The sequence below is a fragment of the Plesiocystis pacifica SIR-1 genome, assembly GCF_000170895.1.
GTDB classification, from domain to species: domain Bacteria; phylum Myxococcota_A; class Polyangia; order Nannocystales; family Nannocystaceae; genus Plesiocystis; species Plesiocystis pacifica.
Genome location: NZ_ABCS01000006.1, coordinates 1 through 15,533, shown reverse-complemented (window position 1 = coordinate 15,533; position 15,533 = coordinate 1). Strand labels below are relative to the sequence as shown.

General features: G+C 70.0%; 13 protein-coding genes. All 13 read left to right on the top strand.

The window, feature by feature from the left end; genetic code table 11:
* The first annotated feature begins 30 nt into the window (after positions 1-30).
* Complete coding sequence (locus tag PPSIR1_RS04360) at positions 31-504, top strand: phage tail protein (RefSeq protein WP_006969775.1); 474 nt, start codon at positions 31-33, stop codon at positions 502-504.
* Between the two features lie 7 nt (positions 505-511).
* Positions 512-964 (top strand): phage tail protein, encoded by a 453-nt coding sequence (locus PPSIR1_RS04355; RefSeq protein WP_006969774.1) that lies wholly within the window; start codon positions 512-514, stop codon positions 962-964.
* A complete protein-coding gene (locus tag PPSIR1_RS04350) occupies positions 964-1,410 on the top strand; it encodes a phage tail protein (protein ID WP_006969773.1) in 447 nt (148 codons plus the stop codon). The genes PPSIR1_RS04355 and PPSIR1_RS04350 overlap by 1 nt, the downstream gene beginning before the upstream one ends.
* Positions 1,411-1,412: 2 nt before the next feature.
* Positions 1,413-1,598, top strand: a complete 186-nt coding sequence (locus PPSIR1_RS04345) for a DUF5908 family protein (protein ID WP_006969772.1) — start codon at positions 1,413-1,415, stop codon at positions 1,596-1,598.
* The gene (locus PPSIR1_RS04340; protein ID WP_006969771.1) at positions 1,598-2,377 is read left to right on the top strand and encodes a CIS tube protein; all 780 of its coding nucleotides are present in this window, start codon (positions 1,598-1,600) and stop codon (positions 2,375-2,377) included. Before PPSIR1_RS04345 ends, PPSIR1_RS04340 begins: the two co-directional genes overlap by 1 nt.
* Positions 2,377-4,020, top strand: coding sequence for a type VI secretion system tip protein VgrG (gene vgrG, locus PPSIR1_RS04335; RefSeq protein ID WP_006969770.1), 1,644 nt, complete (start codon positions 2,377-2,379; stop codon positions 4,018-4,020). Before PPSIR1_RS04340 ends, vgrG begins: the two co-directional genes overlap by 1 nt.
* Before the next feature lie 43 nt (positions 4,021-4,063).
* The gene (locus PPSIR1_RS49090) at positions 4,064-4,240 is read left to right on the top strand and encodes a hypothetical protein (protein ID WP_006969769.1); all 177 of its coding nucleotides are present in this window, start codon (positions 4,064-4,066) and stop codon (positions 4,238-4,240) included.
* Between the two features lie 42 nt (positions 4,241-4,282).
* Entirely contained in the window at positions 4,283-4,723 is a 441-nt protein-coding gene (locus tag PPSIR1_RS04330; protein ID WP_006969768.1) for a GPW/gp25 family protein, read from the top strand.
* A complete protein-coding gene (locus PPSIR1_RS04325) occupies positions 4,723-5,154 on the top strand; it encodes a hypothetical protein (RefSeq protein ID WP_006969767.1) in 432 nt (143 codons plus the stop codon). The genes PPSIR1_RS04330 and PPSIR1_RS04325 overlap by 1 nt, the downstream gene beginning before the upstream one ends.
* Position 5,155: 1 nt before the next feature.
* Positions 5,156-9,556 carry a baseplate J/gp47 family protein gene (locus PPSIR1_RS04320; RefSeq protein WP_006969766.1) on the top strand — a complete coding sequence of 1,467 codons (4,401 nt, stop codon included), beginning with the start codon at positions 5,156-5,158 and terminating at the stop codon, positions 9,554-9,556.
* A 20-nt stretch (positions 9,557-9,576) separates the two neighbouring features.
* On the top strand, positions 9,577-11,010 hold the full coding sequence (locus tag PPSIR1_RS04315; RefSeq protein ID WP_006969765.1) for a hypothetical protein: 1,434 nt from the start codon (positions 9,577-9,579) through the stop codon (positions 11,008-11,010).
* Positions 11,011-11,066: 56 nt separating this feature from the next.
* Entirely contained in the window at positions 11,067-14,993 is a 3,927-nt protein-coding gene (locus PPSIR1_RS41780; protein ID WP_006969764.1) for a hypothetical protein, read from the top strand.
* A gap of 13 nt (positions 14,994-15,006) precedes the next feature.
* On the top strand, positions 15,007-15,533 hold a 527-nt coding region (locus PPSIR1_RS04305; RefSeq protein ID WP_006969763.1), incomplete at its 3' end, for a contractile injection system tape measure protein.

Sequence of the window (15,533 nt, the reverse complement as noted above, 5' to 3'; positions counted from 1 at the left end):
CCCACCTGAACCGAAACGCGCGAGGCGATCATGGCAGTCACCGAAGACACCATCCGCAGCGATTACCCGCTGCCCGTATACAACTACCGCGTCGAGATCGACGGGGAGACCGTGGCCTTCTCGGAGGTCTCGGGCCTGAGCATCAACTACGAGGTCACCACCTACAAGGAGAGCCCGACCAGCAGCAACGCCGCTGGCCCGCGCATCATCTTGATGCCCTCGCAGATTCAGCAGCCGACCGTGTCGCTGAAAAAGGGCCTGGTCCGCAAGACCAGCATTGCGCTGCTCTACAACTGGATCAACTCGACGGCCACCAACGTGATCGTCAAGAAGGACATCGTCGTGCGCCTGTGCGACGAGACCGGGACGCCCGTGGTCAGCTGGACGGTGCACAACGCCTTCCCGACCAAGCTCGACGCGCCGACCTTCGACGCCAACTCGAACGACGCGGCGATCGAGAGCATGGAGCTGCGCGCCGACAAGATCACGATGGCCGAGAGCTGAGCGGACCGTGGCCCAGGGCGTCGAACAGCAACTGGGCAGCTACCCGCTGCCGGCCTACAACTTCCGCGTGGTCGTCGACGGTCAGTCGATGGCGTTCACGAAGGTTGGGGGCCTGCAGCGGGAGCATCAGAGCGTGATCTACCAGCACGGCCTGAGCGACTTCGAAGGGCCGACCTTCATCAAGTACTTCCGCGACAAGTACGTGGACCTGAGCTTCGACCGCGGGGTGGCCCCGGGCTCGGCCCAGTGGCTCTACGACTGGCTCGAGAGCGACGACGCGCGCAGCATGGAGATCGACCTGCTCGACGCGGCCGGCGAGGTCGTGGTCCGCTGGACCGTGGCCAAGGCCTTCGTCGTCAAGGTCGGCGCGCCGAGCTTCGACGCGAGCACCGGCGAGGTCGCCGTCGACAACGTGACCGTCAAGGCCGCCGGCATCCAGGTCAAGGAGAAGACCGACTAATGGCCGCTCCGCCCTTAGGCTTCCGCTTCCTGGTGACCTTCTTCATCGGAGGCATCTACCCCAACGTCGTCGACCTGCGCTTCAAGCGGGTCGGGGGCCTCGAGACCAAGGTCAACACGACCACGGTCACCGAGGGCGGCCAGAACCTCTACACCCACAGGCTGCCCAACCGCATCGACTACGGCAACCTGACCCTCGAGCGCGGCTACGTGATCGGCTCGCCGCTCAACATCGAGCTCAACATCGCCCTGTCCACGGGCTTGTTCACGGCCTCGAACGCGATGGTGACCCTGCTCGGCGAGAGCGGCGTCCCCCTCGGGGCCTGGTTCTTCATCAAGACCTACCCCGTTCGCTGGGCGACGAGCGACCTCAACGCCGATCAGGAAGAGGTCGTGATCGACACCATCGAGCTGTCCTACACCCGCATGCAGGCCCTGAGGATCTGAGCGTGACCGTCGAGATCAAGCAGCTGGTGGTCCGCGCCGTGGTCGACGCGCCCGCCCCGGACAGCCGCCCGGCGAGCGCCGAGCACCCGGGCCTGAGCGCGGCCGAGCGCGCGCACCTGGTCGACGAGCTGACCGAAAAGTGCGTGCGCCAGGTGATGCGCAAGCTCGAGCGTAGGAGGCGGCGCTGATGGGCTTCAGCTTCAAATTGGCCAAGCTCGAGGTCGAGGCCTACAAGGACCCCGAGCGCAAGACCAAGGTCAGCCTCGTGCCCTTCGCCTCGACCTTCCAGGCGATGTACAACCCCGAGAGCTTCTCGCTCAAGTACGAGAGCGAGTACCAGAAAGCGCAGGCCATCGGGGAGGGCTCGCACCCGGCCCGCTTCATCCGCAGCGGCCCCAAGGTCCTCGAGCTCAAGCTGGTCATCGACGGGACCGGGGTCGGCACGCTGCCGCTGCTCGACCTCGACATCCCGCCGCTGGGCGACGTCGCCACCCAGGTCTCCAAGTTCGTCGACCTGTGCTTCGTCCGCAACGGCGAGATCCACGAGCCCGCCTACCTGCGGGTGATGTGGGGCTCGGGCCCGCTGGGCGCGGGCTTCGACTGCCGGCTCAAGTCGGCGACGGTCAAGTACACCTCCTTCGACCGCGACGGCGCGCCGCTGCGGGCCGAGCTCGACGTCAGCTTCGTCGAGGACCTCGACCCGCCCAAGCTCGCCGCCCAGACCCGGCTGAGCTCCCCGGACCTCACCCACCGGCGCGTGGTCAAGGCCGGCGACACCCTGCCGCTGCTGTGCGCGGAGATCTACGGGAGCTCCAAGCACTACCTGCGCGTCGCCGAGATCAACGCCCTCGACGACTTCCGCGTGCTGGTGCCCGGGACCGAGCTGCGCTTCCCGCCGCTGACCAAGCAGACCGTCAAGTCCCAGTCCAAGTCCAAGGCCATCGGCAAGAAGGGCGGCGCGGGCTAGTGGGCGCGGTCCCTCTGCTCGCCGACGGGGACGGCAACGCCCTCGACGGGACCGCGACCGCGGCCCTGCGCTCTTTCGAGGTGCGCAAGGAGCTCAACCGCATCCCCCGGGCGACCCTCGAGTTCTACGACGGGAGCGTCAAGGACCAGCACTTCGCGCTCAGCGAGCTGCCCGAGTTCGCGCCCGCGGGCGAGCTCGCGATCGGCGTGCGCGACGAGGAGGACTCCGAGCACCTGTTGTTCCTGGGCAAGGTCGTGCGCCAGGCGATCCGCTCGGGCGGGCGCGGGGGCACGCTGCGCGTCGAGCTCGAGGACGCCGCCGTGACCTTGACCGGGGAGCGCAAGACCGTCGTGCATCGCGAGATGAGCGACGACAAGATCATCACCGACATGCTCGGCGCGGCGGAGCTCGGCGTCGGCGAGGTGCCGGCGACCAAGCCCGTGCACGTCGAGCTGCTCCAGTACCAGATCACCGACTGGGACTTCTTGCTGCTGCGCGCCGACGTGCTCGGCCTGCTCGTGCGGGTCAGCGACGGCACCGTCGATCTGGTCGCGATGGGCGCCAGCGCCCCCGATGCCGAGAGCCTCAGCCTCGACGTCAACGCCGGCGGGGTCCACGAGCTCGAGCTCGAGTACGACGCCAGCAACCAAAATTCGGAGTACCAGGCCATCGGCTGGGACGCGCAAAAGCAGGCCCGCCTCGACCCGGTGCCGGGCACGGAGCCCACGGCCTACGCCTCCGACGCGCCCGAGTTTGGGGCGGAGCTGGGCCTGGAGGCCTACAGCCTCGAGGCCGGCCTGCCCCTCGACCCCGACGAGCTCAGCGCCTGGGCCACGGCGCGCGCGGCCAAGGCCCGGCTGGGGGCGATCCGCGGGCGCGTGGTGGTGTCCGGCTTCGCCCCGGTCAAGCCCCTCGACGAGCTGACCCTCAGCGGGGTCAGCGAGGCCTTCGACGGCACCGCCCTGGTCACCGGGGTCATCCAGCGCTTCGACGACGATCACTGGACCACGGAGCTGACCCTCGGCCTCGACCCCGAGTGGTTCGCGCGCACCCCCGACATCAGCGAGCCCCCGGCCAACGGCCTGCTCGCGCCCATCGCCGGCCTGCAGATCGGCATCGTCAAGGCCCTCGAGCAGCCCGACGGCGAGCTGATGGTGCAGGTCGAGCTGGCCAGCGTGCCCACGGACTACGGCCCGGTGTGGGCGCGCATGACCTTCCCCGAGGCCGGGGTCGAGCGCGGCCAGCTGTTCTACCCCGAGGTCGGCGACGAGGTCGTGGTCGGCTTCGTCAACGGCGACCCGCGCTACGCCATGGTCCTCGGCTCGACCTACTCGGCGGTCAACAAGCCGCCGCCGGTCATCGGCACGCCGACGGCCGAGAACAACCTCAAGGGCATCGTGACCCGCTCGGGCATGACCTTGCTGTTCGACGATTCTCTCCCCGGCGTGGTGCTGCAGACCCCCGGCGGCGGCATGTTCGGCATCGACGACGACAACGGCGCCGTCGTGATCACCGACCAAAACGGAAATTCCATCGCCCTCGAAGCGAGCGGCGTCACCATCACCAGCGCGGGCACCTTCGACATCGCCGCCGAGGGGGCCGTGACCATCAAGGGCGCCTCCGTCGACATCGCGTCGAGCTGAGCCCGGGCTGAGCTAGCCAACCCCAGACGACTCCAAGATTCCCATGAGCGAAGAGCAGACCATCAACCTCGAGCTGAGCCTCGACGACGTCAACAAGATCCTCGAAGCCCTGGGCTCGCTGCCCTTTTCCCAGGTCTACCAGCTGATCGGTTCGATCCAGCGCCAGGCTCAGGGCCAGCTGGGCAGCGAGCAAGCCCCCGCGACCAACGCCGAGGGCTGAGCCCTCCCGCCTCTCCACCTCCCTGTCCCACCGGAGTCCGCCATGGCCAAGACCGAGCGCACCGCAGACGGCAGCACCGTGCCCTTCCTGGGCACGGGCTGGGGCTTCCCGCCGACCTTCACCTTCGGCGGGGCCGAGCTGGTCACGACCACGGGCGTCGAAGACATCCACCAGAGCCTGCAGATCCTCTTGGCCACGCGCCTGGGCGAGCGGGCGATGAGCGAGGACTACGGCTGCAACCTCGACGAGATCGTGTTCGAGGAGGTCGACCAGCGGCTGATCAACCGGGTCACGGCCATGGTCAACGACGCGATCCTCTACCACGAGCCGCGCATCGAGCTGCTCGACCTCCAGGTCAGCCAGGACGCCAAGCAGGCCGAGCTGCTGCTCATCCGCCTGAGCTACCGCGTGCCCGAGACCAACTCGCGCTTCAACATGGTCTACCCCTTCTTCCTCACCGAGGCGACGGAGGTCCAGTTCTGATGGACGTGATCGTGCTCGACGGGGACGCGGTGGTGTTCGAGGACAACTTCTCCGGGGCGATGCTCGACATCCCCCAGGACGGGTCGATCAAGGGCTCGGGCTTTTTGACCATCGAGGGCGCCAAGACCTGCGTCGAGGGCGACGAGAAGACCGTGATGGTCTCCGGGGTCATGTACAAGACGGCGGCCTTCTCCATCCAGGGCTCCGGGATGATCACCCTCGAGCCCATCGACTCGGGCCACCTGACCTCGGTCTCGGGCACCGGCGGCAAGCCGATGATCCTCGTCGGCGGACCGCTCAAGTCCAAATTCACCGTGCTCGCGCCGGCGCAGCAGCCCAACCCGCCGGGGCCCAACCTCATGGACAACACGCTCTCGTACAAGGGCTCTGGCGAGTTCTCGCCGGCCAACGAGATCTGCAACGCGGAGTAGCATGGCCCGGCGAAAGATTGCACTCAACGCGGCTCGCCGCGACGGCTCGAGCCAGGCCAGCCGCCGGCTCCAGGCCCTCGCGCCCGGCTACGCGCAGGTCGACGAGCGCGGCAGCGAGGAGCTGCTGGCCTTCGCCCGGGCCTACGCCGAGCAGCTGCGCTACTACGACCTCGACGACGCGCCGGTCGGCGACTGGCGCGGGCTGTTCGACCACGACGAGCTCGAGGTCGCCGACTTCGTCGCCTACGTCCAGGACCCCGAGGCCTTCTCCGGGCCCAAGGCGCGCTGGCTGGCCCGCCCCCACCTGGTGCTCTTCCTGACCTTCGTCGAGCTGCTCGGCTGGGCCCGGGAGCAGCTCAACCAGCTGACCGAGCGCCACCTCGACTACTACTTCGAGGAGGTCCTCGGCCAGGTCCGGCGGGCGCCCGAGGCCGACCGCGTGGCCGTGCTCGTCGAGCTCGCCTCGGGGGTCTCCGAGCTGCGCATCCCGGCGGGCACGGAGTTCCAGGCCGGCCTCGACAGCAGCGGGAAGCCGCGGATCTACAAGAGCGAGCGCGACCTGTTCGCGAACCGGGCGAGCATCGCCGAGCTGCGCTCGGTGTTCGTCGACTTCGAGCGCACGACCTTGCACAGCGTGTCCGCGGACCGGGACCTCAGCGAGGCCGAGCGCTTCGACGCCATGCTCCAGCTGTCCCTGGGCGAGCCCAAGCCCGGCGACCCCGTGGCCAAGTTCCAAAACGCCGCGGTCAACGTCAGCTACTGCGCCGCGCGGCGCTCGCTGCTGCTGTTCCCCAAGACCCGCCTGGGCCTCGAGTTCCACGAGCTGCGCACGCTGATGCGCCTGCGCGAGCGCCGGGGCCCGGCCGCCGACAGCGAGTGGGAGCAGATCAACGAGCTGATGCAGGTCGACACCCCGAACCCGCGGGACTTCGACGACAACCTCGAGGCCGTGGTCGGCGAGCTCAACTACGACGGCCTGCCCCAGGTCGAGACCATCGACGAGCTCTACTACCTGCGCGATCGCCCGGACGTCGCGGCCTTCATCGACGACAAGCTCTTCTTTGGCCGCGAGGCCTTCGAGGAGATGATGCGGATCAAGCTGCGCATCGACGGCGAGTGGGACGAGATCAACCGCCTGCTCGAGCGCGGCGGCCGGCGCCTGCGCAAGGTCCTGAACTTCAGCCTCGAGGCCCAGGTCGAGGCCAAGTCTGGCGAGGGCAGCTTCGACCCCACGGACTTCGACACCAACCTGGCGACGGCCGTGCTCAAGTGGCAGCCGCCGTGGCCCGACAAGACCACGGACCTCGACAGCTACTACGCGCGGCTGACCGCCTTCGAGGAGCACATGGCGATGGCCGCCGAGCACCTGCTCACGGTCTGCAACATCGCCCGCCGGGCCAAGCAGCAGACCACCACCGAGCAGGACTGGCCGCGCCTGGTCCGCTTCTTCGACGAGGCCCACCGCGACCAGCTGATCAACAAGCGCCGCGACGCCATCGAGGCCGCCCGCGAGGACATGGCCGAGATGGACGGGCTGCTGGCCTCGGGCCGCTTCGTGCTCGACATCGCCGAGGAGGACACCGCGTGGCCGGCCCTGCTCGCGCGCTTCGGCTCGCTCGTGGACCCCAGCCAGGTCGAGGCCCTCGACCGCTTCCACGGCCAGCTCGCCGACCCCGACGTGCCCCAGCTGCTGACCTGGGACGACGTCGACCGCATCCTCGAGCTGGCCTGGCGCCAGCGCACGGGCCTGGTCATCGGCAGCGTCGAGCTGTTGTCGTGGCGCAACCTCTACGCCCACGAGGACGCCACCGAGCTCCTCGTCGACAGCGGCCTGGACGTACCGCGCTGGCTGACCTTTGGCCAGCGGGCCCCGGACGCCACCGAGGACGTGGTCCCCGAGCCGCTGCTCGGCACGGCCCTGCGCTCGCCGCTGCTCGCCCTGCGCTCGGGCCAGCGCCGGGTCGTGGTCACCATGGGCTTCGAGACCGAGGGCTTCGACGAGGCCCGGATCGAGGCGGCCCTGGCCGAGGACGCCCTGCGCATGCAGGTGAGCACGGAGAAGGCCTGGGTCGACGTCGAGATCGTCGACGCCAAGGTGGTCGGCGGCGCGCCCAACGACGACTACTACAGCCTCGCCGGGGTCCTGCGCGAGCCCGACGAGGATCGGCCGGCGCTGCAGCTGACCATCGAGGTCGACGAGACCGTCGATCCCTTCGCGCCCCTGAAGACCGACGTCGAGGCCAAGGGCGAGCGCTGGCCGACGCTGCGCATGATGCTGCGCCAGCTGTGGGACTCGGACACCCTGTCTTACCGCGCGGCCTACGAGGCCTTCAGCGGCGCGCACCTGAACGCCCTGCACCTGCGCGTGTCCGTGGAGGAGCTCGACGGCCTGCGCCTGCGCACCGACGAGCGCAAGGTCGACGCCAAGAAGCCCTTCGAGCCCTTCGGCCGCGACCCCGTCCCCGGCGCGCGCTTGTACTTCAGCCACCCGGAGCTCGTGCTCGGTCGCCTCGAGCAGCTGCGCATGTCCATCGAGTGGATGGGTCTGCCCGACAACCTCCTCACCCACTACACCAACTACCCGGCGATCACCGGCTACGGCGACTTCAAGGCCTCCTTCGGCCTGGTCAACCAGGCCCTCGAGGTGTCCTTTCAGCAGATCCAGCTGTTCGCCAAGACCGTCGACCAGACGCCGGTGGGCACGGACAGCCTGCGCAGGATCACCATCGGCGACCTGCCGGGCAAGCTGGCCACGGCCAACTCGGCCTTCGACTATTACGCGCGCACGGACGTGCCCGAGCGCGGCGACCTGCGCTACGACCCGCGCTACTTCTACCTCGAGCTCGACGGCGACTTTGGCCACCGCGACTACTCGACCCTGGCCGCGCGCAAGGGCCGGGAGATGGCCGCGGCCATCGCCAAGGGCGTCGACCTGACCGGCGAGGGCGCGACGGCCAAGTACGAGGTGCCCGCCCCCTACACGCCCAAGATCAAGCGCATCCGGGCCGGCTACACGGCGGCCCTCGAGCTGCGCTACGACGGCGGCGCCGAGCTGGGCGTGACCGGGGACGACCAGCTGATCCACGTGCACCCCTTCGGCCAGTGCCCCGCGCCCGAGGTCGAGGTCACCGAGCTCGGCGATCGCGGCCCGCGGGCCCTGCCGGACTACTCCAACGCCGGCGAGCTCTACATCGGCCTGGCCGACCTGAGCCCGAGCCAGCGCCTGTCGCTGCTCGTGCAGGTCGCCGAGGGCAGCGCCGACCCGGACGTCGAGGGCGCGCCGGTGCGCTGGAGCGTGCTCGACGGCGACGAGTGGGTCAGCCTCCACGACGGCCGCCTGCGCCTCGACGCGACCCGCGGGCTGATCAACTCGGGCCTGCTCGAGTTCGACCTCGACCCCGTCGAGCCCAGCGAGCAGCTGCCCAAGACCGCCTACTGGCTGCGGGCGAGCATCGCCCGCGACCCCGACGCGGCCTGCGACACCCTGGCGATCCACACCCAGGCCCTCGAGGCGGTGTTCGACGACCGGGGCAACGCCGCCGACCACTACGAGACGCCGCTGGCCGCCGAGAGCCTCGATCGGCTGATTCGGCCCAACTCGTCCGTGGCCAAGGTCATCCAGCCCTACACCTCCTTCGGCGGCCGACCCACCGAGGAGGCCTCGAACTTCCGCGTCCGGGTCAGCGAGCGCCTGCGCCACAAGCAGCGCGCGCTGACCCCCTGGGACTACGAGCAGCTCGTGCTCGAGCGCTTCGCCACGGTCTACAAGGCCAAGTGCCTGCGCGCGAGCGCGGGGGCTTCGGGTCAGGGCGGGGCCGGCAAGGTCCGCGTCGTGGTCGTGCCCGACATCCGCGCCCAGCTGCCCCGCGACCCCTTCGAGCCCAAGGCGCCGTCGAGCCACCTGGCCGAGATCCAGGAGTACCTGCGCGCCCACGCCCCCGACCACGTCGAGGTCTCGGTCACCAACCCCGAGTACGTCGCCGTCATGGTCCGCCTGGGCGTGCGCTTCAACGAGGGCATCGACGAGGGCTGGGCCTCGCGCCAGCTCAACGAGGACATCAAGCGCCTGCTCTCGCCCTGGGCCTACGACGACGGGGCCGAGCTGAGCATCGGCGGGCGCATCTACGCCAACAGCATCATCGACTACGTGGATCGGCGCGACTACGTCGACTACGTCGCCGAGCTGAAGCTGTTCACCAGCCTCGACGGCATCGACTTCTCCATGGCCCCCGACCTGTTCTCGAGCAGCGGCGAGGGCTACTACGTGGGCGGCGAACGGGACGATCAGATCCTCGTCGCCGCCCGTGACCACCAGATCGACATCATCACCGAGCGCTACCAGCAAGAGGCCTTCACCGGCCTCGAGTACATGAAGGTTGAGCTCGACTTCATCGTGGGCTGATTCACCCCGGGACTTTCGACATGGCCATCGACACCAAAAACCGCAGCGAGCTCAAAGCCTACTTCGTCAAGAACGCGATCCCGACCGAGTCGAACTTTTCCGACCTGATCGACGGGCAGCTCAACCAGGCCGACGACGGCGTGTTCAAGCTCGGCGACGAGCCCCTGAGCGTGGTCGCGGCGCCGGGCGACCAAAAGCGCGTGCTCCGGCTCTACGAGAACTACCCGGCGCAGCAGCCCAGCTGGACCGTGAGCCTGATGCCGCGGACCAACCCCGGCAACAAGAACACCGCGGCCCGGGGCCTGGGCTTCGACGCCCCCGACGGCAGCAACCGGCTGTTCCTCGCCGCCGACGGCAAGCTCGGCGTGGGCACGACCAAGCCCACGGACAAGCTGACGGTCCACGGCGGCGACGTGCGCATCGAGGGCGGCAACTACCGCCGGCTCAAGGTCGTGTCCGACACCTACTGGGCCGGCATCGAGATCGTCGCGCGCAACACCGACGGCAAGGGCGGCCGCCCGCACATCGACTTCACCCACGGCGACCTCGACAACCCCAACTTCGGCCTGCGCCTGTCGGCGACGAGCAACACCCAGCTCATGCTCGAGGGCGGCAGCCTGGGCGTGGGCGTCAACCCCAGCAAGGCCCTCGACGTCAACGGCGAGGCGCTGGTCCGCAACAACCTCCAGGCCAACAAGGCCCTCTACGTCAAGGAGGGCCTGATCCACAACGGCCAGCGCGGCGGGCACGAGAACACCGACGGCTCCTACTACCGCAAGGGCAACCAGGTCTACATGACCCTCGCGGACTGGCTGCTGCTGCGCAAGCCCAACGACGGCGACACCTGGGGCATCGCCCTGGGCTCCAACGGCGAGCTGCGCACCAAGCAGGGCCTGTCCGTGGGTGAGGGCAACCGCTCGAACCACATGGACTACGACGGCGCGTGGTACCGCAAGGGCAACGAGAACTGGATGACCGTCGACGGCTGGGTCTACTACCGCAAGCCCAAAGACGGCGACAACTGGGGCCTGCGCATCCACAACAACGGCCACGTCGAGACCAAGAACTGCTTCCACTTCGGCGCCGGCGATCGCGGCAGCCACATCGACGCCGACGGCGTGCTCTACCGCAAGGCCGGCCAGGCCTGGCTGACCGTCGACGACAACTTCTACATCCGCGACAGCGGCCAAAAGAACGACGAACGCAAGTTCCACTTCGACACCAACAACGGCAACCTGCACGCGAGCCGGGGCCTCTACTGCGGCACCGTGGTCGGGATCGGCAACTGGCGCATCGTCGAGGACGGCAACCACCTCATCTTCAAGCGCGGCAACCTGACGATCATGCGCCTGTCGATCGACCACGACCGCATCCAGTTCTACCAGGACCGCAACTACAAGGCGCCCTACTGGTACTTCAACTCCAAGGGAAGCACGGGCCGGCACAAGGGCTGAGCCCAGCCGCTCCCAACCGCTGAAGTCCTGCTCCTCCCCGCACCGCCTGCTCCGCCATGGCCAACTCTTCGTCCGAGACCGTCGACACCGGCCCCTTCCCGCACTCCGCGATGGACTACGCGGCCCTGCGCGCCGAGGGCCTGCGTCTGCTCGGCGAGCTCGCGGGCGGGCAGTGGACGGACTTCAACAGCCACGACCCGGGCATCACGATCCTCGAGCAGGTCTGCTACGCGATCACCGATCTGGCCTACCGGATCAACTTCTCCATGCCCGACCTGCTCGCGGGCGGGGGCTACGACGCCCACGCGAGCTTGCCGAGCGCGTCGACGGTGCTCAGCTGCGCCCCGGTCACGACCTTGGACCTGCGCAAGCTGGCCATGGACGCGGGCGGGGGCAGCAACGCGTGGATCGAGGCCGGCAAGCCCGAGTGCGCCTTCTTCTTCCACGAGTCGAGCGGGGAGATCCACCTCGGCCCGGACCCGAGCGCGGTCGAGGACGGCGCGGTGGTCATGCGCGGGCTGCATCGGGTGTGGCTGCCCGCGGGGCAGCTGAGCAGCGAGCAAGCCCGGGCGAGCTCCCTGGCTCGGCTGCACGCCAACCGGCCCCTGGCGGAGGACATCTCCGTCGAGATCCTGCGCAGCCAGCCGATCTGGATCGAGGCCTCCATCGAGGTCGAGGGCGGCCGCGCGGGGCACCAGATCCTCGGCGACATCATCGCCAACATCGAGGCCTACTTCGCGCCGCGGGTCGGCTTCGAGGACATGAGCCAGGGCGCCAAGCGCTGCGACGCCCACGGCGAGGAGCTGTTCGACGGCCCCGTGCTCGAGCGCGGCTTTTTGTGCGACGCGATGCTGGCGTCCCGCGGGCGTCGGCGGGAGGTCTACGCCTCGGACATCATCCGGGTCATCGCCGACGTGCCCGACGTGCGCGCGGTCCGGCGGGTGACCCTGGCCAAGTCGGCCAACGGCAAGGGCGAGCGCTGGGCCCTCGAGGTGACCGAGGACGCCATCCCGACCCTGGCCCCGAGCTCGTCGATCACCCTGCTGCGCGACGGCCTGCCCCTGCCCCTGGACAGCGACGCGAACCACAAGGCCCTCGCGGCCGCCCGCGCCGAGAAGCTCGAGCCCGTGCTGCCGCTGGCCGAGCGCGATCGCTGCGTGGTCGAGGGCCGCGACCGCGACCTGGGCCGCTACCACTCGGTGCTCGAGCACTTCCCGCTGACCTACGGCGTGGGCCCCTTCGGCCTGCCGCCCTCGGCCTCGCCCGCGCGCCACGGCCAGGCCAAGCAGCTCCAGGCCTACGTGCTGCTCTTTGACCAGCTCCTGGCCAACAGCTTCTCGCAGCTGGCCCACGCCCGCGAGCTGTTCTCGCACTTCGGCGAGGCGCCGCAGACCTACTTTGGCCAGGTCGTCACCGACGAGGTCATCGAGCTCGACCGCCTGCGCGACGGGACCCCCGAGGCGCACCAGGCCTGGCTCGAGCGCGCGGTGGTCGACACCGCCGTCGACGACCTGGGCTCGCTCGAGCGACGCGCCCGCTTTTTGGGCCACCTGCTCGCCCGCTACGCCGAGCAGCTCGACGAGGTCGACATGGACCTGGGCATGGCCGCCGAGGAGCGGACCCTGGCCGACATCCGGCGCAAGCTGGCCTTCCTGCGCCACTTCCCGCGCCTGTCCTCGCGCCGCGGCTCGGGCTGCGACGTGTTCGAGCCGCGCTCGGTCTCGGGCCTCGTCGATCGCCTGCGCCTCGAGCTCGGCCTCGACGAGCACGGCGACGGCTCCGAGGCCTTCGTGGTCGTCGAGCACGCCCTGCTCCGGCCCATCGACGAGGACCGCAACCAGCAGGGCCGCGAGGGCGAGGAGTCCGTGCCGCTGCTCGTCGACGTCGAGCGCGGCGACCCCTACTCGCTGCAGCTGACCGTCGTGCTCAACGGCGGCGCCCAGGGCAAGTCCAAGCGCGGGCGGCAGATCTACGGCCAGCGCGTGGAGGCGCTGATCATCGAGCACGCCCCGGCGCACATCGAGGTCACCGCGCTGTGGCTGACGGACGAGGCCAAGTCCAAGGACTGGTCGAACTTCAGCCGGGACTACCGGGCCTTCCGCGACACCCTCGCCGACTACCGGCGGCTCCGCGCCCTGGGCACGGGCGCCGACGAGGCCCGGGCCCTCGACGTCCAGCTGCGCCTGCGCGACGCTCGCGACCGCGTCGTCGAGCACCTGGGCCTGGGCGGCACCTACCCCCTGCGCGACATCCCCCTGCCCGAGCTGCTGATCATCCCGGCCGACACCTCGACGCAGATCCAGCTCGGCTACACCCAGGCGGGCGTGCGCTACGTGCTGTGTGACGGGCGCACGGGCGAGCCGGTCAAGAGCGGCAAGCAGGGCTTCGAGCTCGTCGGCGACGGCGGGCCCATGGGGCTGACCACGCCGGTCGTGCTCGAGGACCTCAGCTACAAGATTCAAGCGGTCAAGCCCGCCGGGCTGTTCACCAAGACCGGCGCGCGGGCGGCCTGGCTGCACACCGAGGTCACCCTCAAGGAGGGCGTGGACCCGACCCTCGACGCGGCCATCGTCGCGCCCTTGCTCGACACCACCATCGACAACCCCAAGTCCACCGACGCGCGCGTGGTGTTCTGGGGGGCGACGGTTCAGGTCGAGATCTACGAGAGCCAAGAGGGCGTGCTCTACTCCCTGGTCGACCACGCCGACCACGACCGGGTGCTGTCGGAGGCCGAGGTCGTGGGCACGGCCGAGACCATCGCGCTGAGCTCCGTGGCCTTCGACGAGGACGTGGACCTGCGCGTGCTCGCCCGCAAGCCGCTCGAGGCCGGCGAGGAGGAGGCGCGCACGGGCCTGCTCGACATCGTCTTGCCCCTGCGCGTCCGGGCCAACCCCAACGTCGCCGTGCAGGTGGGCGCGGGGCTGATCCACTACGGCGCCTCGGCGACGCTCAAGGTGGCCAAGAGCCAGCACAGCGCGCGCTACCGGGTCCACCACCGGCCGACCTTCGAGCTCGACTACTACCTGGGCGATCCGGCCAAGGCCGACACCGTGCCCGTCAGCGTGGGCGGCAAGCGCGAGGTCCAGGTCTCGCGCCCGCCCTACGCCGAGCACTGGACCGCCGTCCCGCGCATGGTCGACATGGGCCAGCTCAACCACGGCAACGGCAAGACGCTGAGCTTCACGCACGCCATCGACCACGGGCAGACCTACATCGTGCGGGCGCTCAAGACCCACCAGCTCGGGCCCCTCGACGCGCCCAGCAAGGGCCTGCGCGATACCCAGGTGCAGCTGAAGCAGGCCCAGGCCGTGCTCGTGCGCCCCAACCCCAAGCCCTCCCTGGTGCTGCGCGTGGTCCGGAGCGAGGCCCCGACCGTCGAGCTGTTCGGCGGCGAGGGCGGGGTGTTCTACGAGCTGGTCAAGACCGGGGGCAAGGCCACGGTCAGCCAAAAGGCCTTCTTCCACCAGCGCGACGAAGAGAACGCGACCCTCAACCACGGCGTCGGGCAGCTGCGCGTCGGCGGCGACCTGGTCATCGCGCGCGACGTGGGGGTTCCGGGGGTCAGCGGCGACCTGGCCAAGCTGGCCGCGGCCACGCCGGTGCTCGACGTGAGCGGGGCCCTCGACGGGACGCGCTGGAAGGTCGTCGCCAGCCGGGCGATCACCGAGGTCAGCGTGGACCTCGAAGGACGCGCGCGCGTCGTGGCCGTCCCCGAGCTCGACACGCCGCCGATCCAGGCGGGCCAGACCGCGGTGGTCACCGTCGTCGCGTCCGTGGCCGGCGACCGCTACCAGCTCTTCGACAGCCTGGGCGAGGCGCTGACCGAGGCCGCCGACGGCGACGGGGAGGACCTGGCCCTGAAGGCCGAGGGCCTGAGCGCGTCGACGGACCTGTTCGTCTCGACGCGCCCCGTGGCCGATGACCCCATCGTCGTCGAGCAGTGGATCCCGGTCCGCCTCGAGGTCACCCCCGCCGGCGCCTGAGCTCGCCGTCGCCGTGTCTGAGTCGTCTCGCCATCGCATCGCCCAGCTCGAGGTCGAGCTGGAGGTCACGGGGGGCGCGCCGGCCCGGGCGCAGGCCCGGGGCCAGGCCTTGCAAGAGGCCGTGTCTCAGCTCGTCCGTCGCCAGCTCCGCGGGGTCATCGATCGCGTGGCCAGCGAGGCGAGCGAGGGGCAGCGGCTGCGCATCGATCGCCTGGAGCTGGACCTGGGTCGGCTGCCCGAGGCGGGCTTCGAGGCGGCCTTCGTTCGCGCCTTCGAGGCGGCGCTGCGCCGCGCCCTGGGCGACGCCGCCGCGCGCGAGCGGGCCGAGCGGGCGTCGGCGGGGGAGGGCTCGGCCGCGGCGCTGGCCCGGTCTGGCTCGGCGCTGGCTTCGGCCTGGGAGATCGTCGAGGTCTACGCGTGGACGGGGCAGCTGCCGTGGTGGGCCGAGCGGGGGGCGCCCGACCTGGTCGCGCGCTCCCTCGCGCTCCTGGCCGACGCGCCCGATCCTCGGGTCCGCGCGCAGCTCGGCGGCCTCGTCCT

Coding starts and splice junctions, on each gene's coding strand:
- PPSIR1_RS04315 (WP_006969765.1), top strand. CDS start 9,577: ATGGCCATCGACACCAAAAACCGCAGCGAGCTCAAAGCCTACTTCGTC.
- PPSIR1_RS41780 (WP_006969764.1), top strand. CDS start 11,067: ATGGCCAACTCTTCGTCCGAGACCGTCGACACCGGCCCCTTCCCGCAC.
- PPSIR1_RS04350 (WP_006969773.1), top strand. CDS start 964: ATGGCCGCTCCGCCCTTAGGCTTCCGCTTCCTGGTGACCTTCTTCATC.
- PPSIR1_RS04340 (WP_006969771.1), top strand. CDS start 1,598: ATGGGCTTCAGCTTCAAATTGGCCAAGCTCGAGGTCGAGGCCTACAAG.
- PPSIR1_RS04330 (WP_006969768.1), top strand. CDS start 4,283: ATGGCCAAGACCGAGCGCACCGCAGACGGCAGCACCGTGCCCTTCCTG.
- PPSIR1_RS49090 (WP_006969769.1), top strand. CDS start 4,064: ATGAGCGAAGAGCAGACCATCAACCTCGAGCTGAGCCTCGACGACGTC.
- PPSIR1_RS04325 (WP_006969767.1), top strand. CDS start 4,723: ATGGACGTGATCGTGCTCGACGGGGACGCGGTGGTGTTCGAGGACAAC.
- PPSIR1_RS04360 (WP_006969775.1), top strand. CDS start 31: ATGGCAGTCACCGAAGACACCATCCGCAGCGATTACCCGCTGCCCGTA.
- PPSIR1_RS04320 (WP_006969766.1), top strand. CDS start 5,156: ATGGCCCGGCGAAAGATTGCACTCAACGCGGCTCGCCGCGACGGCTCG.